The 21,758-nt window shown below is 61.7% G+C and carries 25 protein-coding genes and 2 pseudogenes; 12 read left to right on the forward strand and 15 right to left on the reverse strand.

What is annotated here, in order from left to right; all coding sequences use genetic code 11:
- Positions 1-95: 95 nt before the first annotated feature.
- The 9 genes and pseudogenes from ACGLHR_RS31870 to ACGLHR_RS31910 all read left to right on the forward strand — a co-directional run bounded on the left by ACGLHR_RS31870 (position 96) and on the right by ACGLHR_RS31910 (position 6,766).
- Positions 96-842: an SDR family NAD(P)-dependent oxidoreductase gene (locus tag ACGLHR_RS31870; RefSeq protein WP_400098724.1), complete on the forward strand. Its 747-nt coding sequence runs from the start codon at positions 96-98 to the stop codon at positions 840-842.
- Between the two features lie 164 nt (positions 843-1,006).
- A pseudogene (locus tag ACGLHR_RS31875) lies at positions 1,007-1,858 on the forward strand (alpha/beta fold hydrolase); the annotation flags it as partial.
- 27 nt (positions 1,859-1,885) lie between these two features.
- On the forward strand, positions 1,886-2,635 hold the full coding sequence (locus tag ACGLHR_RS31880; RefSeq protein ID WP_400098765.1) for an SDR family NAD(P)-dependent oxidoreductase: 750 nt from the start codon (positions 1,886-1,888) through the stop codon (positions 2,633-2,635).
- Complete coding sequence (locus ACGLHR_RS31885) at positions 2,632-3,882, forward strand: MFS transporter (RefSeq protein WP_400098726.1); 1,251 nt, start codon at positions 2,632-2,634, stop codon at positions 3,880-3,882. The genes ACGLHR_RS31880 and ACGLHR_RS31885 overlap by 4 nt, the downstream gene beginning before the upstream one ends.
- Positions 3,883-3,966: 84 nt before the next feature.
- Positions 3,967-4,614, forward strand: a complete 648-nt coding sequence (locus tag ACGLHR_RS31890) for a glutathione S-transferase family protein (RefSeq protein WP_400098727.1) — start codon at positions 3,967-3,969, stop codon at positions 4,612-4,614.
- A gap of 163 nt (positions 4,615-4,777) precedes the next feature.
- The gene (locus ACGLHR_RS31895) at positions 4,778-5,191 is read left to right on the forward strand and encodes a DUF427 domain-containing protein (protein ID WP_400098729.1); all 414 of its coding nucleotides are present in this window, start codon (positions 4,778-4,780) and stop codon (positions 5,189-5,191) included.
- A 108-nt stretch (positions 5,192-5,299) separates the two neighbouring features.
- Complete coding sequence (locus tag ACGLHR_RS31900) at positions 5,300-5,620, forward strand: NIPSNAP family protein (RefSeq protein WP_400098731.1); 321 nt, start codon at positions 5,300-5,302, stop codon at positions 5,618-5,620.
- A gap of 176 nt (positions 5,621-5,796) precedes the next feature.
- Complete coding sequence (locus ACGLHR_RS31905) at positions 5,797-6,291, forward strand: DUF3237 domain-containing protein (RefSeq protein WP_400098733.1); 495 nt, start codon at positions 5,797-5,799, stop codon at positions 6,289-6,291.
- Positions 6,292-6,334: 43 nt separating this feature from the next.
- Positions 6,335-6,766 carry a hypothetical protein gene (locus ACGLHR_RS31910; RefSeq protein ID WP_400098735.1) on the forward strand — a complete coding sequence of 144 codons (432 nt, stop codon included), beginning with the start codon at positions 6,335-6,337 and terminating at the stop codon, positions 6,764-6,766.
- Between the two features lie 263 nt (positions 6,767-7,029).
- Here ACGLHR_RS31910 and ACGLHR_RS31915 read toward each other — a convergent pair whose 3' ends face one another.
- The 3 genes from ACGLHR_RS31915 to ACGLHR_RS31925 all read right to left on the reverse strand — a co-directional run bounded on the left by ACGLHR_RS31915 (position 7,030) and on the right by ACGLHR_RS31925 (position 9,855).
- Entirely contained in the window at positions 7,030-7,629 is a 600-nt protein-coding gene (locus tag ACGLHR_RS31915; protein ID WP_400098737.1) for an NADPH-dependent F420 reductase, read from the reverse strand.
- 76 nt (positions 7,630-7,705) lie between these two features.
- Entirely contained in the window at positions 7,706-8,683 is a 978-nt protein-coding gene (locus ACGLHR_RS31920) for a zinc-dependent alcohol dehydrogenase family protein (RefSeq protein ID WP_400098739.1), read from the reverse strand.
- A 155-nt stretch (positions 8,684-8,838) separates the two neighbouring features.
- Positions 8,839-9,855 (reverse strand): zinc-binding dehydrogenase, encoded by a 1,017-nt coding sequence (locus ACGLHR_RS31925; RefSeq protein WP_400098740.1) that lies wholly within the window; start codon positions 9,853-9,855, stop codon positions 8,839-8,841.
- Positions 9,856-10,036: 181 nt separating this feature from the next.
- Here ACGLHR_RS31925 and ACGLHR_RS31930 point away from each other — a divergent pair, with 181 nt between their 5' ends.
- Positions 10,037-10,621 carry a TetR/AcrR family transcriptional regulator gene (locus ACGLHR_RS31930; RefSeq protein ID WP_400098742.1) on the forward strand — a complete coding sequence of 195 codons (585 nt, stop codon included), beginning with the start codon at positions 10,037-10,039 and terminating at the stop codon, positions 10,619-10,621.
- Between the two features lie 254 nt (positions 10,622-10,875).
- Here the strand turns inward: ACGLHR_RS31930 and ACGLHR_RS31935 are convergent, their stop codons facing one another.
- The 3 genes from ACGLHR_RS31935 to ACGLHR_RS31945 all read right to left on the reverse strand — a co-directional run bounded on the left by ACGLHR_RS31935 (position 10,876) and on the right by ACGLHR_RS31945 (position 12,976).
- Positions 10,876-11,304, reverse strand: coding sequence for a nuclear transport factor 2 family protein (locus tag ACGLHR_RS31935; RefSeq protein WP_400098744.1), 429 nt, complete (start codon positions 11,302-11,304; stop codon positions 10,876-10,878).
- Between the two features lie 51 nt (positions 11,305-11,355).
- Entirely contained in the window at positions 11,356-11,988 is a 633-nt protein-coding gene (locus ACGLHR_RS31940) for a glutathione S-transferase family protein (RefSeq protein WP_400098746.1), read from the reverse strand.
- A 232-nt stretch (positions 11,989-12,220) separates the two neighbouring features.
- Positions 12,221-12,976, reverse strand: a complete 756-nt coding sequence (locus ACGLHR_RS31945) for an SDR family oxidoreductase (protein WP_400098748.1) — start codon at positions 12,974-12,976, stop codon at positions 12,221-12,223.
- A gap of 100 nt (positions 12,977-13,076) precedes the next feature.
- Here ACGLHR_RS31945 and ACGLHR_RS31950 point away from each other — a divergent pair, with 100 nt between their 5' ends.
- On the forward strand, positions 13,077-14,036 hold the full coding sequence (locus ACGLHR_RS31950; protein ID WP_400098767.1) for a LysR family transcriptional regulator: 960 nt from the start codon (positions 13,077-13,079) through the stop codon (positions 14,034-14,036).
- A 109-nt stretch (positions 14,037-14,145) separates the two neighbouring features.
- Here ACGLHR_RS31950 and ACGLHR_RS31955 read toward each other — a convergent pair whose 3' ends face one another.
- The 4 genes from ACGLHR_RS31955 to ACGLHR_RS31970 form a co-directional block, all read right to left on the reverse strand.
- Positions 14,146-14,355, reverse strand: a complete 210-nt coding sequence (locus tag ACGLHR_RS31955) for a hypothetical protein (protein ID WP_400098750.1) — start codon at positions 14,353-14,355, stop codon at positions 14,146-14,148.
- A gap of 144 nt (positions 14,356-14,499) precedes the next feature.
- Complete coding sequence (locus tag ACGLHR_RS31960) at positions 14,500-15,882, reverse strand: MATE family efflux transporter (RefSeq protein WP_400098751.1); 1,383 nt, start codon at positions 15,880-15,882, stop codon at positions 14,500-14,502.
- 81 nt (positions 15,883-15,963) lie between these two features.
- Positions 15,964-16,320, reverse strand: coding sequence for a YciI family protein (locus ACGLHR_RS31965; protein ID WP_400098753.1), 357 nt, complete (start codon positions 16,318-16,320; stop codon positions 15,964-15,966).
- On the reverse strand, positions 16,277-17,377 hold the full coding sequence (locus tag ACGLHR_RS31970) for an NmrA family NAD(P)-binding protein (RefSeq protein WP_400098754.1): 1,101 nt from the start codon (positions 17,375-17,377) through the stop codon (positions 16,277-16,279). The genes ACGLHR_RS31965 and ACGLHR_RS31970 overlap by 44 nt, the downstream gene beginning before the upstream one ends.
- 150 nt (positions 17,378-17,527) lie before the next feature.
- On the opposite strand from ACGLHR_RS31970, the gene ACGLHR_RS31975 reads away from it, so the two are divergent.
- Complete coding sequence (locus ACGLHR_RS31975) at positions 17,528-18,091, forward strand: PadR family transcriptional regulator (protein ID WP_400098756.1); 564 nt, start codon at positions 17,528-17,530, stop codon at positions 18,089-18,091.
- Positions 18,092-18,509: 418 nt separating this feature from the next.
- Here the strand turns inward: ACGLHR_RS31975 and ACGLHR_RS31980 are convergent, their stop codons facing one another.
- The 5 genes and pseudogenes from ACGLHR_RS31980 to ACGLHR_RS32000 all read right to left on the reverse strand — a co-directional run.
- Positions 18,510-19,571, reverse strand: coding sequence for an alkene reductase (locus ACGLHR_RS31980; protein ID WP_400098758.1), 1,062 nt, complete (start codon positions 19,569-19,571; stop codon positions 18,510-18,512).
- Positions 19,572-19,638: 67 nt separating this feature from the next.
- The gene (locus ACGLHR_RS31985; RefSeq protein ID WP_400098759.1) at positions 19,639-19,944 is read right to left on the reverse strand and encodes a hypothetical protein; all 306 of its coding nucleotides are present in this window, start codon (positions 19,942-19,944) and stop codon (positions 19,639-19,641) included.
- 13 nt (positions 19,945-19,957) lie between these two features.
- Positions 19,958-20,458, reverse strand: coding sequence for a nuclear transport factor 2 family protein (locus tag ACGLHR_RS31990; protein ID WP_318232132.1), 501 nt, complete (start codon positions 20,456-20,458; stop codon positions 19,958-19,960).
- Between the two features lie 108 nt (positions 20,459-20,566).
- Complete coding sequence (locus ACGLHR_RS31995; protein ID WP_318232133.1) at positions 20,567-20,932, reverse strand: MarR family winged helix-turn-helix transcriptional regulator; 366 nt, start codon at positions 20,930-20,932, stop codon at positions 20,567-20,569.
- A gap of 260 nt (positions 20,933-21,192) precedes the next feature.
- Positions 21,193-21,758, reverse strand: a pseudogene (locus ACGLHR_RS32000) (hypothetical protein); the annotation flags it as partial.

Below are 21,758 nucleotides of genomic sequence, written 5' to 3' on the forward strand. Positions count from 1 at the left end.
GCGGCGTATTGGGGCGTCCTGTCCTCGCCGGAATCTAGGTGCCGGCTAAACCTCCCCATACCCCGAAAATCATATCGCACCGGAGTTGTTCAATCATGACCAAGCCCGTAGTCCTCATCACCGGAGCCCTGACCGGCATCGGCCGTGCCACCGCTCTGGCCTTTGCCAAGAATGGTGCCCATCTCGTCGTCTCCGGCCGCCGGCAGGCCGAAGGCAAGGCCCTCGAAACCGAGCTTCAGCAACTCGGCGCCGAGGTCGCCTTCATCCAGGCCGACGTCCGCCACGACGATCAGGTTCGCGATCTGGTCGATCAGACCGTGGCCCGCTTCGGCCGTCTCGACGTGGCCGTCAACAACGCCGGCACGGAAGGGCAGCCGGGGCTGGTTGTCGACCAGACCGCCGAGAGCTACGCCGCCACCTTCGATACCAACGTGCTGGGCACGCTGCTGAGCCTCAAGCACGAACTGCGCGTGATGACAGCCCAGAAGAGCGGCAGCATCATCAATATCTCCTCGACCTACGGTCACGAAGGGGCGGCCTACGCCTCCATCTACGCCGGCAGCAAGCATGCAGTCGATGGCTTCACCAAGTCGGCCGCGCTGGAAGTCGCCACCACAGGTGTGCGCGTCAACGCTGTTGCCCCCGGCCCGGTCGACACCGGCATGCTCGACCGCTTCACCGGCACCCCCGAGAACAAGGCGGCGCTGACCGCTACCGTACCGCTGGGCCGCGTCGGCAAGCCGGGCGACATTGCCAACGCAGTGCTCTTCCTCGCGTCCGACGCCTCGTCCTTCGTGACCGGCCAGATCGTCACCGTCGATGGTGGCAAGACCGCGGGCTGATCGTCCCAGCGCCACTCTCCCGGGGCGCGTCATCGACACGCAGTGGGGTGAGGGCGCATCGCCTTGGGACAAGCCTGGCATCGCCCGCGGCCTCAGCCGCTGAACCTCACGCCTGTCGCTTTGGCGAGGCGCCTTAGCCCCGCATGCCTCGAAGGACATTCGACATGACCGCATACACACACCAGACGGCGCCGACGCAGTATGTCGAAGCCCAGGGCATTCGCTTTGCCTATCGCCGCTTTGGCAAGACCGGCGGCGTGCCGCTCGTCTTCAACATGCACTTCACCGGCACCATGGACCACTGGGACCCGGCGGTGACGGACGGGGTTGCGCAGCAGCGCGAAGTCATCCTGTTCAACAACGCAGGCATCTCCAGCAGTTCCGGCGAGGTACCGGCCTCGATCGAGAAGATGGCGGCTAACGCCGCGGCCTTTATCAAGGCGCTCGGTCTTTCCCAGGTCGATGTGCTCGGTTTTTCCCTGGGCGGCCTCGTTGCGCAGGAACTGGCGCTGGCCGAGCCCGCCCTCGTGCGACGCCTGATCCTGTTGGGCACCGGCCCGCGCAGCGGCGAAGGCATGGCTTCGCTGTCGCCCGAAGCGCAAGAGATTTTCGGCGCGACCTACGATGAGCCTGATCACCTGTGGCTCAGGGTCTTCTTCACGCCGTCCGAGGCCAGCCAGACGGCTGGACGCGCTTACCTCAAGCGCTTGCGCCAACGCATCGAGGGCCGCGATCCCGATGTTGGCGACCAGGTTGCCCCTGCGCAGCTCGAGGCGCTGACCAAGTGGGGCGCACCGCGCGAGAATCCCTTCGATTACCTGAAGGCGATCACGCAGCCGACGCTGGTCGTCAACGGCGACAGCGACGTGATCATCTACTCGGTGAACTCCTCGATCCTGCAGCAGCACATCCCGAACGCGCAACTGATCCTCTATCCGGACGCCAACCACGGCTCGCAGTATCAGTACCACGAGCGTTTCGTAGACGACGTCTCCCTGTTCCTGTCTCAAGATGGCGGGCGCGCGCCCGACCAGGAGAAAGCAATGTCCACACATCCCGTTGTCCTCATCACAGGCGCACTGACCGGCATAGGCCGTGCTACCGCGCTGGCCTTCGCTCGTGAAGGCGCGCACGTCGTAGTTTCCGGACGGCGCGATGAAGAAGGCAAGAAACTCGCTGCCGAACTTCGAAAGCTCGGTGCCGAAGCGGAATTCCTCAAGTCCGATGTGCGTCATGAAGACGAAGTCAGCAGCTTGGTCGATGGCACGGTCGCGCGCTTTGGTCGACTCGACGTGGCAGTCAACGCCGCCGGCACTGAAGGCCAGTCCGGACCAGTGACGGAACTGACTCCCGAGAACTATGCGGCCACTTTCGACACCAACGTGCTCGGCACATTGCTCAGCGTGAAGCACGAGATGCGCGTGATGCTCGCGCAAGGCAGCGGCAGCATCGTCAATATCTCATCGACGATGGGTGAGCGCGGCGCGGCGAACGCATCCCTCTACACCGCCAGCAAGCACGCGGTGGAAGGCCTGACCAAATCGGCCGCGCTCGAGGGCGCCGCATCCGGCGTGCGGGTCAACGCCATTGCCCCGGGCCCGGTTCAGACCGCCATGCTCGACCGGCTCACCGGCACGGCTGACAGGAAAGCCACCTTCCTCTCGAGTGTTCCCCTCAAGCGCGCGGGAGCCCCCGAAGAAATCGCCGATGCCATCGTGTTCATCGCGTCCGGCAAGGCGACCTTCATTACGGGCCAGATCATCCGAGTCAACGGCGGCAAGACCGCTTCGTGACGTTCGAGCGCCAGATGTCGAAGCATCCTGTGGAAGGTTCCCGGCCATTCGAGTTGGGGCCGCGGACCAGTTTCTGGGTGGCGGCGGGTGTGGTCGCACATACGCTATGGACCAGCGCTGCGCCCGCCATGACCTATCGGCTGTATGCCGAGCAGTGGCACCTGACCCACACGGTGACGACCGGCATATTCGCCATCTATCCGGTCTTCGTCGTGACCGTCCTGATTGCATTCGGCGACCTCTCCGACCATCTTGGCCGTCGAGCGACGATGTTGCTGGGGCTGGGCGCGTCGTTGCTCGGTGTGCTGCTGCTCGCCATTGCACCGAGCGTGTCGTGGCTGTTCGCCGGCCGCGCCCTGATGGGCATCGGCGTTGGCCTCAGCGCCGGCGCCTCGACGGCCGCGATGGTGGAGTTCGGCTCGCGGGGGCAGGGTAAGCGCGCCGCATCCGTTATGGCGACTGCACAAGCCTTCGGTTTCGCGGCGGCGCTGCTCGTAGGCGGTGCGCTGACGCAATACGCGCCATGGCCGCTGCATCTCAGCTTCTGGGTGCTGTTTGTCCTCATTGCGCTGCTATTCGCCGCGGCCTGGCTCTTGCCTCGTCACGCGGGTGTGCCAGTGGCTGGCAAGTGGCGCCCCAAGGCGCCGTCCATCCCCTGCGCCTTGCGGCCCGCGTTCGCAGTCGCAGCGCTCGCGGTGACTACCGCGTATACGCATGGCGTACTGATCCTGTCGCTCGGCGCCCAGGTAGCCCGCGACCTGGTGGGTTCCCCCAATGCCCTGGTCAACGGTGCCGCGCTGGCATTGTTCGCCGTCACGTCTGGTGTGTTCGGGATCGTCGCGCGTAGGCTACGCCCTGGCCTTTCCATGACCTTGGGCTCCATCGCGTCGGCGGCCGGCATGGCATTGCTCGCCCTGTCCACAGCTTGGCACGGACTGTGGATATTCCTGGCGGCCACGACGATGACGGGCATCGGCTATGCCCTGCTTTTTCTGGGTGGTCTCACCTTGATCAACGGCTTGACACATGCGCAGCACCGCGGCGGAGTGCTCTCGACCCTCTACCTGTTCGCCTATCTCTCGCTCGGCGTCGTCGCCCTTGGCCTTGGTGTCGTGGCGACGCACGAGGGACTGGGCCCGGCGGTCGATCTTGGCGCCGGCGTGATCGCCTTGCTCAGTCTCGCAACGATCGCGCTGCTCTTGATGCAACGAAAGGCGGGCGTTCTGGGCGAGCCTGCATCCCACTGAACCTGCAATCCCGACGCTCCCCGAAAGCGCAGGTCCCGACCTTCGCTCCGCGAGCATCTCGAATCTCGACAAAGGAAATCAACCATGACCTCCGACCCGATCAGGCTCTACCACTCAGCTTCCTCGCCCAACTCGCGGCGCGTGCGCATCTTCCTCGCCGAGAAGGGGTTGTCAATACCACTCGTTCCCGTCGATCTAAGCAAGGGCGAGCAGCATTTCGAGCCATATCGGGCGATCAACCCTCGCCGGGTCGTGCCCACGTTGGTGCTGGAGGACGGCACGGCTATCGGCGAAGTGCCGGCGATCTGCAGGTACATCGAAGAATTCCACCCGGAAACACCCCTGCTCGGTGACACGGCAAAGGAGAAGGCGCTGGTGGCGATGTGGGAGCGGCGCGCCGAACTGGAAGGCTTCGCCACGGTCATGGAGGCCATCCGCAATGCCGCGCCAGGTCTCAAAGGCCGCGCGATCGCTGGCCCCCACGACTATGAGCAGATTCCTGAGCTGGCGGAGCGCAGCAAGCTGCGGGTGGAGAATTTCTTCGCCGATCTCGATGCCCGCCTGGAACAAGTCCCATTCGTGGCCGGTGATCGCTTCTCCGTCGCGGACATCACTGCGATGGTGGCGGTGGATTTCGCCGCCAAGGCGATCGACTTCGTCATCCCGGAAGAGCACGCTTCACTGCGGCGCTGGTACGACGTGGTATCGAAGCGCCCCAGCGCGTCAGCATAGATCACGACAAAGCCCCTTTGTCGCAAAAGCCTGGCCCAGCCAGCATCCCCCTCCGCAACCTCATTTTGGTCTGGGAAGCGGGGCTTTCCGGAGCCGGGGAAGAGGGGAAAGAGGGGGGGAGCGGGGCCGGTATCCCGACGCGTCAATCCAAAGGAGAGTGTTCATGTCAAGCAACGCCACCGCTGCAACCCGGTCCGTCAAGGTTCCGGATGCCAATCATCCGATCGTCATCGAGCCCAACCCGTCTCGCGTGGTGGTCACGCTAGCCGGCCACGTCATCGCTGATACACGCGACGCGTTGACGCTTCGCGAGGCCCGCTACCCAGCCGTCCTGTATATCCCGAGGAAGGATGTGGACATGACGCTGCTCAAACGGTCCGACCACACCACCTATTGTCCCTACAAGGGCGACTGCGCGTACTTCTCGATTCCGTCCGGCGGCGAGCGGTCCGTCAATGCGGTCTGGACTTACGAGGACCCATACGCGGCTGTCGCGCCGATCAAGGATCACCTCGCTTTCTACACTGACCGGATCGATGCAATCGAGGAACGCGCGAACGGCGCGGCGCAATCCTGACCGCAGATTCCCCTGCATGGCAGCGCAGGGGGGCAATGACGGAAAAAACCGCGTCGTAACGCTCGATTGGCAGATTCCAGGCCTGTCAGCCGTCAGGGGAGATATCCGATGCTCTACGAAATCCGAACTTACACCTTCAAGCCGCTACGCGGCGCCGATTGGCTCGCTTCGTACAAGAGCGAGGGGCTGGCGCTTCAGCTGGAGTTCCTCGGCGACCTGATTGGCTTCTTCACGACTGAAATCGGCGATATCAGCCAGATCGCTCATATCTGGGCCTACAAAGGCCTTGACGATCGGCTTGAGCGTCGGGACAGGATGGCTGCCGACGGCCGCTGGCAGGAATTCGGTCGCAAGGTGAAGGCGCTGGACATCCTGGTGAGCATGGAGTCGCGGATCATGCGCCCGACGGATTTCTCACCGCTGAAGTAGGCGCAAGCACGAAGCAGCCGCAGTGCCATACCGCCCGCCTGAAAGCACGAGCACCGCGAAGCGGGCGACGAACAGTTCGCATCACCCCCTTCGAGGAAAACCTTGCTCCGGTTGGGACTTTCAAATGCACCGGCGTGGGACCCAAGCCCATGCCATCAACGGCGATGGTGAATACGATGTCTACCCCCCTTTTCGATGATCTTCCTGCACCGCTCACGAGCGTGCAAACGCGGCCTCTGTTCGTCATGCACCTGGACGTCAAGTCGATCGTCATCGTCGGCGACACGCCGGGCCCGTTTCGACGCGTCGGCATCGTGTCGTCGGGAACGTTCGCCGGCGAGCGAGTGTCGGGCCAGGTGCTGGACGGCGGGAGCGACTGGCAAACCGTGCGCAGCGACGGGAGCACCCTGCTCGACGTGCGCCTGATCCTCCAGACCGACGACGGCACCAACGTCACTATGTCTTACCGCGGCATTCGCCACGGCGCCACTGAGGTCATACGGCGACTGGAGAAAGGCGAAGAAGTCGACCCGGCAAGCTACTACTTCCGGATCAACCCGATGTTCGAGGCGCCGGCCGGGAAGTATGCGTGGTTGAACCAGGTCATCGCGGTCGGTGTGGGCCATCGGTTCGTGTACGGACCCGTCTACAGCGTGTTTGAAATCCTATGAGCAATGGACGGGCGCTGCCCCGGTCCCACAGGGGAAGCAGAAGATGACAGCAAAGAACACGCCCCCCGCCACAGCCCCCGCGTATACGCTAAGGGACATCCAGACGTTCGTCGGCTACGACGGCTACGGCCTCGAAGCCGACGTCTACCTCGCCAAGCGGAAGGTGGCCTCGATCTACGACGCCGCCGACGGCAGCCCGCTCCGGATTGAATACGCCGGGGGGAAGCAGAAGACGGCCCTCCGCAAGTTCGCCGCGCGCTGGTACACGGAGTCGGGCGTGGAAGCCGACCACGAGGCCATCCGCGCAGAGGTGCTGGCGAAGCACGGCAAGGTCACCAACTGCCGCCCGGACGCGCAAGGGAAGCTCGAGTCGTGGGTCAACGCCGAGATCGACCGCATTCCACCGCGCCTCTGGAACCCCAGCCGCTCAGCCCGATGTCAACCGGGAAAACCCGCGAGCGACGGAGTCTGTTAGCGCAAATGCGGCGCACCAGGCGCGGCATCTACCAACTTCCTTGGATCGCCGCAGTCGGCGGACAACAAGGCTCGATCACTCCGGGTGGGACGTCAAACGGTCATCCGCTCATGGAAGATCTCACTCAAGTCAAGAATGACTGGTAAGGCGCCGCGCCTGATGGGGGACGGTATGTACGCAGCCGGATTGCCTGCGCGTGGCCCCGACCTCTACGTCCCGAATTCCTATCGCCTGTTCGACATTGATTTGCATACCTTGCAGTCCTATGCGACGACCCAGTCGAGGCCAGCAATCGGCCCACCGGCTTGCTGCATGCGACCGCCTGCAACCAGACCGCCAAAATCCACTGCCGCGTAGCCAAATTCCTTGACAAGACCGCTCACCACCGCCTTTGCGTCCTTGTCGTCACCGGAGACGAAGATGACGCGCTTTCCGTCATGAAACTTCGGGCCCTTGTCGTAGTGCTCCATGCGGATAGCATTGAACGCCTTGACGATGCGAGCCCCTGGCGCGTGTGCCGCGACGATCTCGCTGGCGCCCGTGCCCCCCAAGTCCGCCAGAACGAGCTCAGGCTCGAGTTGCGTAAAAGGGTTGGTGGTATCCACCAAAATGCGACCTGCCCAATCGGGCAGCCCATCCAGGGCCGACGGGACTTGAAGCCATGGAACGGCGAGCATGACCAGCTCGAGCCGGGCCGCCTCCTGGACCGTATCTGCCGACGCGTTCGGACCGAGTCCGGCCACGATATCGCTCAAAGCCTGCGGCCCACGACGAGCGCTCAAGACAACCTCATGTCCTGCTTGAATGGCACTCCTGGCGATGGACTGCGCTACAGCACCTGCTCCAATAAAACCAATCTTCATTTCGACACCTCAGTGGCAACGTAAGTCAACGAAGCCATGCTCGTCCAGGAGCACGACACTTGGGAGAACAGCCAGGTCAATTCGATGAGCGCAAGTCGAGCAGCACCTTGCCACCCTTGATTGCATGAGCGACGGCCTTTTGGTAGTCCGCGAGCGGATAGACGGCAGCCACAGGCAGGTCAAGCTCGCCGCGAGCCATCAATTCGGCGGACTCCTTGATTGCGTCCATGATGTACGGCAGGTATTCGGGAAGGTCGATGTATATGCCGCGCACGACGATGCCGCGCAGATGCAGGTCCACGACCTTGAGCGGCGTGACCAGCTCGCCGCTTGTGAACGCATAGCTCACCAGCGTACCGTTTTGCGACAGCACGTCGATCAGGCGCACCGCAGCCGAACCGCTCAGGCCGTCGATGGCCAGACGGACGTTGCCCGGACCGACCGCGGCCTTGGCTTTGTCGATGGCGCCCGGCTCATCGACGAGAACGACGTCCCCACCCGCTTCTTCCAGTTCCTTGACCAGTTCCGGACGACGTACGAAGTTGATGGTCCGCAGGCCACGCTTCTTCGCCAACGCGATCACCGTGCGGCCGATGCCGGAGTTGGCCGCGTTTTGCACGATCCAGTCGCCTTCCTTGAGGTCAACGAAGCGCCCGAGCAGAAGTACGGCCGTGGGAGGATTGATGCGCAGCATGGCCAGTTGACGTGGATCGACGTTGGCAGGCAGCGCGATCAACCCCTTGGCCGGGATCACCAGGCGCTCGCGCCAGGTCAACGCATAAAGCGGGGGCAACACGCGGTCGCCGACCTTCACGTTGGAGACATTCGAGCCTACCTGCAGAACTCGCCCGACGCCTTCGTTGCCCACGATCGAGGGCAGTGGAGTCGAGTAGGCGAAGCGATTGGTGATGACGGCCAGGTCATTGCCGTTGATGGGGGCATACTCCATCGCGATCAGGACTTCATCCGGGCCGGGGTTTTCCGGCTCCGGAAGGTCAACGAGTTTCAGCGTCTCGACGGGGTCGCCGAAAGCGGTGTTGTGGATAGCACGCATGGCTTGCGTCCTTTCATAAGATGCTTGGCTGGGAAGCCGAGAGGCGATACGTCGGCACTCGGGGCTCATTTCGAAATCGTGCAAAAACCGGGGTGAACGCTACCAAGCCGCCCCTCGCGACGAGGAGCGCCTCACATTGCGCAGGACGGGTAGCGCTAGAACGCGAGCAGCACCATGCCGTTCCTTCCCCTGTGGTACGCATGTTCGAGCGCTCCCAGGTAGTCGCTCGCCTGATATCGTTCCGCTACGGGGAAAAGGCTCGGGAAGTTGCGGGCGAGCTCGAGCGCCTTGGCCACGTCTGCATCGTGCACCGCCGCAGGTTCGAATTGCCAACTGAACAACGACACACCCTTGATGGTCAGCGCGCGAGGGGCGATGGAACGAATGTCCGTCGTAGCGCCGCCCAGGGAGCCGTAGCTAACGATCGTTCCACCGCGAGCGAGGAAGCTCGCTACGTCGGGCAATAGCGCGCCGCCGACGCCATCGAACGCCACGTAGACTGGCTTGTTCGCAAGCGCATCGGGAAGCTCGTCCTTCCAGCCCTGGTTCTCCGTGGCAATGACAGAAAGGTTGGGGCGAGCAGCTTTAAGCGCTTGCGCGCTCGCCGCGGAGCCGACGAGCAGGATCGGATTGACGCCCACTTCGACGAGCAGATGAGTGAGCAGCTTTCCGACGGCGGAATTGGCAGCGGTCTGAATAACCGTGACATCTTCGCGCTTGTCTTCAGGCAACGCGTTGTGGCCAGCCCGCATCGCAAGGCGTGCAGTCAACGTGTTGACCAACATCTGCGCTGCGACCTCATCGCTCACTTCATCTGGCACGGGTATCAGCGACTGGACAGGCGCGGCGATCCTGGCGCTCCAGGCGCCGTTGACGGGGAAGAAGGCCACACGTGTGCCGACCTGAATCCGGTGTGAAGGGTCGATGTCAGCGGCCAGCGCTTCCACCACCCCTACACCTTCGATGCCGGGCACTCGACCTCCCCTCGGGATGAGCGGAGCCGCCCCGAAAGCGGGGGAAGCGGAGATGCCCAGCAAGTCGCCCGGATGAACCGGTGCGGTGGATACACGCACAAGCGCCGCTCCGCTCACAAGAGACGGGGCATCGGAAAATGCTTCCAGCGTGAGCACCTCGGCGGGCTCGCCATGGTTGGTGTGAACAATTCGCTGCATTACGGACTCCTTTCCGCAGGGATTTGTTTATTGGAGCGATCGCTCCGTTATGGCAGAATAGGGTCATCTCTACAGCATGTCAATTATTTTTGGAGCTATGACTACAAAAAAAGATACGCAACCCCGGCGCAGCCGCGGCAGGCCCTCGACCTTTGATCGTACGGAAGCGCTGAACCGAGCCATGAAGCTCTTCTGGGAGCAGGGATACGAAGGAACCACCTTCGACCAGTTGATCCAGGCCATGGGGATCAGCCCCTCGAGCTTCTATAACTCGTTCGGCAGCAAGGAGCAGCTCTACAAGGAAGCGACTGACGCATACCTGAGCATGTCCGAAGTCTGGTTCGCTGGCAGGCTGTTCGGCACGGCCGACACGCGAGAAGCATTCACGAAGCTTCTCGATGCCACCGTCTTGGAATTCACTCGAAACAGCCACCCATCGGGCTGCATGATCTCTCTGGCCGGCACTCACCTGCCCCCCGAACTCGCTTCTATTCGTGAGACGATGGCCGAGCACCGCGCAAATGCTGAAGAGATGATGGCGCAGCGGTTGCGCAAGGGGGTCGAAGACGGCGACTTACCGCCCGACACCAACGTGCCGGCACTTGCTGCCTTCTACAGCGCCGTGACCCGCGGAATGGCCGTCCAGGCACGAGACGGAGGCGGCCCGCAAAAGCTGAAGGCGATCGCAGACGTCGCCATGCAAGCATGGCCAGCGCAAAGCGGTCGGGTAAGATCTGCAAGGCCCCGGGGGACTCGCGTTGTCTGACCGGCCGTGCTGCACGGAGTGGTCCAGTACCGGCGCCCTCCGGCTTTCCGTGTAGTAGATACGCCGCCTTTGTTTCATCTCACCCCTCACTGCTCGCGCAGCCTTTAGAAGTGTGTTGCATCGACCGGTTGAATCCACAACCCGCTGCCGCCGCTCGACGCGGCGCGGCGCAAGCGGCAGCTTCCAAAGGCAAAGCAAACACTCAGGTGGCTCTTGTTATCGAAGCCGGCAAAGCGTGCGAGACCATCGCATGGTTATGTGGGATTGGAATCGAGGAAGACATAGAGCGCTGCGATCTTCTCATCACGAACGATGATCACATCCCAGCCCGTATAGTCGGGCGCTTCGCCGTGCGGGCCAGAACCCCAAGCCAGAAGACCGGCGTTGTGGAGAGTCTGAGGCTTACCGTGCGGTGTGTAGGCGAAGTGCGGGTGCGTCGCGCGTAGATCCCCTGCGAATTTGTCGAGAGCGTCGTGCCCAACGAATGCACCCGGAGGCACGTAGAGCACGCAGTCCTTGGTATAGAGCTCCTCGATTGCCGCGCGACGACGCGTTGCGTCGCCTTCACCGAAGACCTCCTGGAGGTTGCGATAAAGCAGTTCTTGGGTACGGTCATTCATAACACACTCCTTAATCAATGACTGCGGACCTTTGCGGTCGCATTGTGTGGAAATCTCTTGCATGTCCATTTCCTGTAGCAGCTGCTTCAGGAAGAGGCGGGATGTGGTGGCGCGCTACTGAGCGAGGGCCAAGGTCTTTGTGACGGCGGTGACGACTGCGGGTCGTGCCGAGATTTCGCCATACCAACGAGTAACAAACGGAAACTTGTCAAGGGATGCATCGATTGCCTGATGGCGCCAGACCCACCCGAAATGAGCAATGTCCGCGATGCTGTATGCGTCACCAGCAACGTACGGGTGATGTTCGAGGCCGGAATTGAGCAGGCCTAGCACCCGGTCGACCTCCGCTAGAGCGCGTGCTTGGGCATCAGGTTGTGGTGACCGCTGCATGGCGGCCAAAAATGCCTGAAGGAATGCAGGACTCAGGCCGGACGCGTGGAAGAAAAGTTGTTCGAAGACCTTGCCGCGGCGGGCACCCTCCTTCGGAAGAAGTTGCCCGGTCTTCTCAGCAAGGTAGACCAGGATTGCGGCGGATTCGCTAAGTATCACATCGCCCTCTCCAGGCTTGGAGGAACGATCGATAAGAACCGGGACTTTCGCGTTGGGATTCATCGCCATGAATGCATCGGCCTTCTGTTCACCCTGACGCAAATTGACCGGGACGAGCCGATAATCGAGCCGCATTTCTTCTAGCGCGATAGGGACTTTGACGCTGTTGGGCGTGGCGAATGCGAGAACTTCAAGCATGACAATCTCCTACTTCCTACTATTAGTCTCGGCTGGAGGGACCTGCGCCGCTCCAGCTGATGTGTCAGGACCGGCGGCCATCGAGGCTTGCACGACCACCGCCGAAAGCGATCACGTGCAGCAGACCGCCAGCCATCGGATGTCCTTTGTGTTTGATCGTCTATGGCGACGTTCGGGGTGTGTCGAATTGGGTGGCCGGTTTGAACGCACCCGGCCACGCAACAGGTTCTCGTCAGATCTGAGCCTGTCCGCCGTCGACGAAGAGTTCGGTGCCGGCGATGAAGCTCGCGTCGGAGGACGCGAGGAAGACGGCGGCGCCAGCAACCTCCTCGGGGTCTCCTACACGCCCGAGCGGGATGGTGGAGGCCATGTAGTCGAGCAGGCCCTGTTGTTGCGCGGCATCGGGGCCAGCAAGGTCGACGAGGCCAGGCGTCTTGATCGGACCCGGGCTGATGACATTGACGCGGATGCCGCGAGACTTGAGATCCAGCGTCCAGCTTCGTGCAAAGTTGCGCACTGCGGCCTTCGAGGCGCTGTAAACGCTGAATGCGGGTGTGCCTTTAATGCTGACGTTGGAGGCGGTCAGGATCACTGAGGCACCGTCGACCAGCAGCGGCAGTGCCTTTTGCAACGTGAAGAGCACGCCCTTCACGTTGCGACCGAACGTGTCGTCATACTGCTCTTCGGTAATTGACCCCAAGGGCAACATCGAGCCGCCGCCGGCATTGACGAACAGCACGTCGATGCGACCTGCCTCTGCCTTCACGCGCTCGTAGAGGCGATTGAGATCGCTGAGATTGGCGGAATCCGCCTGGATACCAGTAGCCTTCGGCCCAATCGCCGCAACGGCGGCGTCAAGTTCTGCTTGGCGACGGCCGGACACAAAGACCTGCGCGCCTTCCGTTGCGAAACGCTTGGCGGTGGCGAGGCCGATGCCGGTCGTGCCGCCGGTCACGACGGCGATCTTTCCTTCGAGTCTGCGTACCATGATCTATCTCCTGGGTGGTGTGGTGCGACGAGACAAATCTATGGCGTCATGCTAATTTTCGAAATGGAAATGAATGAAAACCATCGTTGCAGGATTGTCGATGTCAAAACTGCCGGATTTCGAAGGGCTCGCGATGTTCGCGAAGGTTGCCGAAGAAGGTTCGTTCGCTGCGGCGGCAACAGCCATGGGTGTCTCGGTCGCCACGGTCTCTCGGGCCGTTACCCGTCTTGAAGAGCGGCTGGGAGGTCGACTGTTCAACCGCACCTCCCGACGACTTGCACTCACGGACTATGGCCACACGCTTGCCGAGCGAGCGGCGAGAATCTACGCGGAGGCTGAGGAAGCGGAGGATTTCGCACGTGAGACGTCAAGTCGACCGCGTGGTCTCGTCAAGCTCGCGGCGCCGCTCTCCTTTGGTGCTCGCTGGGTGGCTCCGTTGTTACCCGAATTCTTTCGGACCTATCCGGATATTTCCGTCGATCTGCATCTCACGGACGCACATACCGATCTGATTGGCGATGGCTTTGACGCCGCCCTGCGCATCGCCATCATGGAAGACTCGTCACTTGTCGCACGTCTCATTGCACCCGTGCGTCGATTTGTCGTGGCATCTCCAACCTATCTGTCTCGCTATGGTCGTCCTCAGCACCCGCATGATCTTGGCGCCCACCAGTGTCTTACCTACACCAACAGGAGTAAGCGCGACGTCTGGCGCTTTACCCATGAAAGTGGCGAGGAATGCACCGTCACGCCGACCGGAGCGTTGCGAGGAACGAGCGTGGAGGCATTACTGCCCACGGTCCTCGCTGGACTTGCCATCACCGAGCTTCCTGAGTTTGTCGCGACGCAGTATTTCCGGGACAAGCAGCTCGAGCCCGTTTTGACCGATTGGCGCTTGCCTGAAGGTGGTTTGTATTTCGTCACACCCACTGCCCGCGCACGGCCCGCGAAGGTTAGTGCGTTGGCCGATTTCTTCATCTCCAAACTCACTGCGGCGGAGTGGAGCGCAGAGACGCTTTTGGATTGGAAATCATCTAGCCACCGCAGAGGGTGGCCGTGAGGACGGGTTCTCCGCGATGTCCAGCGTGAAGGTCTGGTACCACGCGTTGCTGGCGCGAATAGCATCGTCACTGTTGTACGCACGTTCATACACCGCGTGGTTCGCGCCCTCAGACGCGATACCCGTAGAGTGTGCCGCCGGCTTCGCGCGCGTTGTCCAGCGGGTCGCCCGCAAGTTCGCTGCAGGCGTTGCCTTTCGGCTGAACTGCGCCGACAGGCGGTGCGCCCGGGTGGTCATTGACCGTGGCCAAGGCAAGGTTGGCGGCAGCGGAGAAAGCGGCGGCTGCAATCGCCCGAATAAGCATGCGTGTGCGGATCATCTGAACCCCCTTAGTTGAGTAGGAAACATGCAAAACGCAAGTTTCATGAGCAGTTGGCCAGCGGCTGCACGAATACTTGCAAGCGCTGGTCGACGTCCTCGGGCATGCGCGGCCGGTTGAGCGGGCTGGCCAATGCCCTGGTATCTAACGGTCCCAGCGGGTCCGCAGAAATCCAAGCAGGCTGATGGTCGCTGCCACGGCAATGCTGACGGCCACCAGTACGAAAGCGGTATGCAGGCTCGCGTAGCCCTGCAGGACCAGCACCGTGGCAGCCAGCGCAAATACGAAGCGCACCACGCTTGCGATCATCGGCCAAAGGATGCGTTGTGCCCCCTGACCTGCAAAGTAGAGCTCGAAGATCACGCCGATCACCGCGTAGAAAGGCGCTACCACATGCAGGTATCCTGCGCCGACCGCCATAACGCTGCTGTCGCTGGTAAACAGGCCTAGCCACAGTTGCGGGAAGAGCGAGACAACGAGCCCGACTATGCCAACCACGCCGGCAACGAACAGTACGTTCACCATCGCCACGCGCCGGGCACGCGCCACGTTGCCCGCGCCCAGGTTCGTGCCCACCAGCGTGATGGCCGCGGTTCCGAATCCGAACATCACCGGCACCAGCAGCATGTCGAGGCGGGAGGCAATGCCGTAACCGGCGATGGCGGCGACGCTCACGGCGCCGGCCGCAGCGGTCAGCGCGGTGACTGACATGGCCGACATGACGGCGTTGATCGCCGACAGCAAGCCGACGCCGAGGATCGCGCTGAAATGCTTACGTTGTAGCGGATAGCGGCGCAGGCGCAGCGTCGACGAGGGCGAACGCATGTAGACGACCACCACGCTCAGCGCGGCGATATTGCACAGCACTTGGGCGACGCCGGCGCCCGCCACCCCCATGCGCGGCGCGTTCAGCCAGCCGTTAATCAGCACCGGTGACAGTATCAGGCCGGCGACCGCACCGCCCAGGATGATCACCGCCGGCACCTTCACGTTGCCGGCTCCGCGCAGCGCCGCCTGCAGGAGCAACAGTATCCAGAACGGGATCGCACCTCCGAACAGGAGGTTAGAGTAGAGCACCGCCTGGTCCAGCGATGGCCCGCTGCCGCCAAGGCTGCGGTACAGAGCCGGGCCGGCCAGCACCACGACCAAGGAGAACAGTCCGCCTGCCGTGGCGGCGATGACCACCGCATGCCAAGCCAGGCTTTCCGCCTCGTCCTGGCGGCGGGCGCCGGTGGCGCGGGCGATGGCCGAGGACACGCCGCCGCCGATGCCGGCACTGGCTACCGTGGTCATCAGTACCGCGACGGGAACCACGAGCGATGCTGCGGCGATCGCCTCCAGGCCCAGTGAGCTGACAAAATAGGTCTCGGCGACACTGAGCAAGGTCGTCATGAACAGCACGACGACTGTCGGCAAGGCAAGGCGGATCAATGCTGACAACAACGGACCGTGGAGCAGTTTGTTGGCCGGAAGGTTGTCAGGAGGCGGAGAAATCTTCTCGGCCTGACTAGCAAGAGTAGCGGACATGAGTTTTGGTATGCCAAGAAGAAGAGACCGCCCGACAATGGCCGGGCGATGACAGTGCCATATGCAAGCGCTGATGCGCGCCTACGCGCGGATGATCGGCAGGACCGGGATCACTTCCGTGTATCCGGCCGATGAGCTGGGGCTGCGTTCGGCCCAGTTCAAAGCCTCTTCCAGCGTCTCGACATTGATCACCACAAAGCCGCCAAACAGTGCGTGCCCTTCCGGGGATGGGCCATCCTGGACTTGGCGCTGGCCGTCCCGCACCCGCACGGTGCTGGCGTTGCGCGGATCGAGTTGCGTGCCGGCCCGCATGACGCCGGCGGCCGCCATGGCGCCCATATACTGTTTCCACGCGAGCGAGACTTGCTGCCCTTTGAGCGGATCGGCGTGGATTTCATCGACGTTCGGTGCCTGTTGAAAAGCGAGAAAGAATTCCATCATTGCTTCCTTTTAAAAGGGAGGATCCGGCAGGCGTGAACGCGGCCGCGTGGCGGCGAGCGAATTCGGCGGCGGAAATCGGGGCACGGCCGACTAACTGCTCGAAGGTGTCGCTCATGCGGTCGTAGCGGTTGTCGCGATGTAGCTGGGCCATGACGACCAGGTGTGCGATCAGATGCGCCGGCTGTTGGAACTCCTGGAGCTTGGCCTCCCAGATCTGCGGTGGGACGTTGACGTATTGGATGGTGCGGCCCAGAGCGTCGCTGAACTCCTGTGCGATCTCGGCCATCGTCAGCGACTGCGGGCCGGTCAATTCGTAGATCTTGCCGACATGCGGCGCTGGGTTGCCCAGCACAGCAGCGGCGGCAGCCCCCACGTCGGAGGCGGCGATCGGCGAGGTCTTGCCGTCGGCGAACGGCAGGCGGATCGCATTGTCGTCGCGGATGCCCCTGGCCGCCGGCAGGAACAAGCCTTCGAAGAATGCGGTTGGACGCAGGTAGACCACCGGCAGGCCGGACCAGCGCAGCATCTGCTCTGCGAGCCAGTGCTGCTGCTGCTGCGGGCTGCCGGTGGTCTCTGTCTCGCTCATCTGCGACAGCGTCATCTGCGACAGATTGACGAAGGCCTTCACACCCAGGCTTTTGGCTGTGACCGCGACGGTGGCGGCCGCTTCCAGGTATGTGGGCGTAACCGACATCGTGAAATACACCACGGAGCAGCCTCGCATGGCCGCGTGCACGGTAACGATGTCGAGCATGTCGGCGACCACGACTTCGGCGCCCAGGTCACGCAGCATGTCGGCACGCGCGTCCAGCTTGCGCACCATGGCGCGTACGCGATGGCCTTGCTCCAGCAGGATGGCGATAGCCGCGCGCGCGGTCGAGCCGACGCTGCCGGCGGCGCCGGTGACGAGGATGGTTTCTTGGGACATGATTCTCTTCCTTGTATCAATGATCAAAATGAAGCCGGTGTAGCTGATGTTGTCGGCACCCGCCGGCGCCGCCTCGACCAGGCAACCTTGGCGCTCAGAGGCGGCGACACGGCGGACTGGCCGCACCCGGTCGACGCTGCGACGCCTGGCGCAGTCGCTGCCCGGGGAATAGGGTAAAATTCAGTATGTGGAAAAATACATAGTGCCACGCCTTTTTGACTATGTCAAAAAAAACATAGTCATTCCGCGTGCGCGCTGATGCACAATCAAGGAGCAATGCGAGTGAGTGATCTGAAGGAAGCCAAGGCAAGCAAGGAAAAGCCGCTGAAGCATGTTCTTCTTGCCGGGATACATAGCCAGCCGCGTTCCGGCTATGAACTGACCAAATGGCTGCAGATGGCGGGCCAGCATTGCTGGTCGGTTGAGCACAGCTCGGTGTACCCGGCCTTGCGAGAACTGGAGACGGATGGACTCATCAAATCGGAGCGCTTGCCGGGAACGCGCGGGCCGGAACGCTCGATCTACAGCATGACCGTTGCCGGACGCGAGAAGCTGACGGCTTGGGTGGCGAAGGGCTCACCGCGCCCGGCCATCAAGGACGAACAGATACTGCGGGTGTTGTGCTTCGATTTGCTGCCGCGCGAGATGGCGTTGCAGCAGATCCGCGAGGTGCGTGCGGACCACCAGGCCCAGCTTGAGTTCTTTCTCGCAAGGCAGGCCGTGCTGACCGAGCAGCAGCTTGGACCGCTGTTGGTGACACGCCGCGGCGTGCTGGCGGAACAGGCCTATATCGCGTGGTGTGACGAGGTGGCGGAAATGATTGCTCGCAGGCTGGCCTGATGCCCGGCCGAATTCAGGCCGGGCGAACGGCTTTGTGTGCATATACATAGAGATGCCTTTTTTGAAGAATCACAACGATGGGAATATGAGTGATTTCCAAACTTCACGTGTGAATCTCGGCCGCCTCCCGAGCAAGCTTTGCTCGAGTCAGGCAGCGGCGGTGTAACTGGGAATACGCAATCGCCCAAAGGACACGCGATGCGCTGTGGAATACCCGGGAGATCGACGCATACTGCATCGGTTGCCCGTTCGCCCAGGGCTGCTACGACTTCGTCCCAGGCGATCGCTGCGTCCAGAAACCCGTGAATGAAAACAAGAGTCGGTTGGAGCCCTTGGGCACCGGCAGGCGCAACAATGATTTGCTTATCCGAATTCATTGCAATTCCCTATTTGTTAGTTCACGAGCTTCTGCGCGAGATCAGGCAGCTGATTGCAGTGAGGGGTAGTCCGTGTAGCCGGTTTCGCCATCACCGTAGTAGGTCGCGGGATCAGGCGTGTTCAGCGGCGCGCCCAGTTCAAAACGGCGCGGTAGGTCGGGGTTCGCGATGAATAGCTGGCCCCAGGCGACGGCATCGGCCTCACCCGCGTCGAGTACCTGTTGTGCGGTCTCCTTCGTGAATTTCTCGTTTGCGATGAGCGGCCCGCCGAATGCTGCCTTCAGTTGTGGGCCGAGACGGCTCCCACTGAGCGGTTCACGCGCAACAATGAACGCGATCTTGCGCTTGCCGAGTTCGCGCGCGACATAGCCGAAGGTTGCGGCGGGATCGGAATCGCCCATCGAGTGCACTTCGCCATGTGGCGAGAGGTGCGTGCCGACACGGTTTGCTCCCCATACGGAGATGCACGCGTCAGTGACTTCAAGAAGCAGGCGTGCCCGGTTTTCAATTGATCCGCCGTAGGCGTCGGTACGGTGATTCGTGCCGTCCCGCAGGAACTGGTCGAGCAGGTAGCCGTTTGCGCCGTGAAGCTCGACGCCGTCGAAGCCGGCGGCCTTCGCGTTTTCAGCGCCCTTGCGATAGGCCTCGACGAGGCCGGCAATTTCCGACAAATCGAGAGCGCGCGGCGTAACGTACGGCCGCTTTGGACGCACGAGGCTCACGTGACCAAGCGCTGCGACCGCGCTCGGCGCGACCGGCAATTCGCCGTTCAGAAACACTGGGTCGGAAATACGGCCAACGTGCCAGAGTTGCATGAAAATCCTGCCGCCTGCTGCATGAACGGCTTCGCTGACGAGCTTCCATCCTTCGACCTGTTCCTCTGACCAGATGCCCGGTGTCGCTGCATAGCCAACACCTTGAGGCGTCACTGACGTGGCCTCGCTGATGATCATGCCGGCCGAAGCACGTTCCGCGTAGTACTTTGCCATCAGCGTATTGGGTACACGAATGTCACCGGCACGCTGACGGGTCAGCGGCGCCATGAGAATGCGATTTGGCAACGTGAGGTCGCCAATCTGGATGGGGTCAAAAAGTGTAGGCATACAAGTTCTCCGTTTTCCTGACGGGCATAGGCCCGAATCTGAGTCGTACTTTCGATTGCTGAATGGATCACCATGTCGGCGCGGCGTCTGCAATTTGCGCGATTCCACGGCCGAACGAAAAGCTCTCATTTGGTACAGGGGCGAGTGCGTCGAATACGTCGTCGGGGGAAATGCCCCCATCGCTTTCGAGCAAGCGCGGAATACGCACAATTTCATGCGCGGTAGCGGCAGCTGCCTGCCGGAGAACGACGTCTTTGACCTCTTGCCTGTCTTTGTCGGTGAAACGATGCGTCGCTGCGGCGTGCGCAGTCGCATTGGCGGTCGCAAGGGTTACAACTGCGATGAATGAAGCGAGTGTTTTCTGTATGCACATGTGCATCTCCCATTCACTCGGCCGGAACCGGAACAACCGCCGAGATCTTCCAGCCGGATGGCGTCCTAATCACAAACTCGTTGATCAGAAACGTCGCCGTCTTGGCGGGTTGGCCGGCTGCTCCGAGTGTGATGCGAGTAGGTGCATAGATCTGCACCGTGTCGCCGTTCAAGGGGATGATGCTTATGGCGCTCTGGTCCGGTTCAAACCGCCACGTGCCCGTGAAGGTCTTGCGGAAGTGCTCCATGACGGCATCCCTGCCCCAGAAGCGATATGCGCGAGCCACGAACGATACTGGGTCCGGTTGACCTGGAACAGCGTGCGCCAGCATGCCGTCCAGGGCGTCGATGTCATGGGCCGTTTCGGCGTCGGCCTGACGCAGGAACAAGTCATGAATCTCCTGCGTATCGGTTGCGGTAACTTCGGCAGCGTGCGCGGAAGTCACGGCAGTCAGTAACGAAAAGGAAAATGCAGAAAGGAGGTTGTGACGCACGAACGAAGTTCGATTACGCATGATAGATAGTCTCATATGCCCGTATACGCGATTTTTTTGCGGCGAGAGAACGGGATACTCTAGCCGCATGTCGCTGGGACGTCAGTGGCAGATGTGGCGCCCTTGACCTCAGGAAGTCTCTTGATCGATGGTCAACTCCAGTTGCGCGATCCGAGCCATCAATCGCCGCATCGCCAACGCGTCCTCCTTACCAAACTCCTTTTCAAAGCGTGTTTGCGCCTTCATCCATGATGGCTTGCTTTGCGCCTCTGTTTTGGCGCCTAGGGTAGACAACGCTACTTCACGCTCCCGGCGGTCTTCGCGCCCAACTTGTATCGTGATCAGTCCGTCGCGCTCGAGCGGGCGAAGGTTGTGTCCCATCGTTGCCCGATCCATTGACAACAGGTCGGCAAGCGCGGCCATTGTCGTGGGCCCGCGGGCGGCAAGGAGGCTCAAGATCGTGTATTGCGTGGTCCGCAAACCGGTTTCCGCCATGCAGGCATCATAAAAGCGAGTCAGGCGCCGCGCGGCTTTGCGCAGAGCAGTGTTGTTACATACACCAGGATTGGTTGCGAACCGAGACGCAGTCATGTTGGATCGAATGTTAGATAAGGCATTGGAAGCAACATTATGGGCATATGAGACTATGGTCAACTGATTTCAATGTGGCGAAGGGCTGATGAAGCATGGCCGGGCCCAGTGCCCGAATATGGCGCTGCCTCGACCCTGTCGGACAGAGCGCACAGGCGGCAGCTCTACTTCTGGAAAATGGCGACGTTTTCTGCAAGCCAGCGGGTCAAAGGCAAAGGAGCTTCTCCCGTCACCTCCTGGACAGTCGTGGTCGTTTCGCCCAGTGCTGAGTCGCGGAACACCTGGTCGAGACCGACAAGCAAATCTGCGACGAACGCCGGCAGCCCTTCTGCCAGCAGAAGCTCTCGCTGCTGCTCAAGGGTCCGCTCCCCGTAATTGACTTTGCGGCCCAGCAGTTTTGAAAGTTCGTCCGCAATTTCATGCATAGTCATGGCACGTGGGCCCGTGAGGTGATAGACCCGCTGAGACTCAGGTTCCACGTGCTCAAGCAAAGCGACGCGTGCCACTCTGGCGACGTCGCGCGTATCGAGAAAATTAATCCGCCCATTGCCAGCAGCACCTGCCCACGAGTCTATAGCGATATAAGCGGCGGACCGTTTGAGGACGTCCGCAAATGCAGATGGTCTCAATACAGTCGACGCGACAGATTGCATGGCTAGTACAACATCCCGCAAATAGGTTGAATAATTAATTGGCTCGGATATCATGGCGGGATGAGTCGAGGCCGCCA

Source organism: Cupriavidus sp. CuC1, from assembly GCF_044627735.1.
In the GTDB taxonomy this organism is placed as follows: Bacteria; Pseudomonadota; Gammaproteobacteria; order Burkholderiales; family Burkholderiaceae; genus Cupriavidus; species Cupriavidus ulmosensis.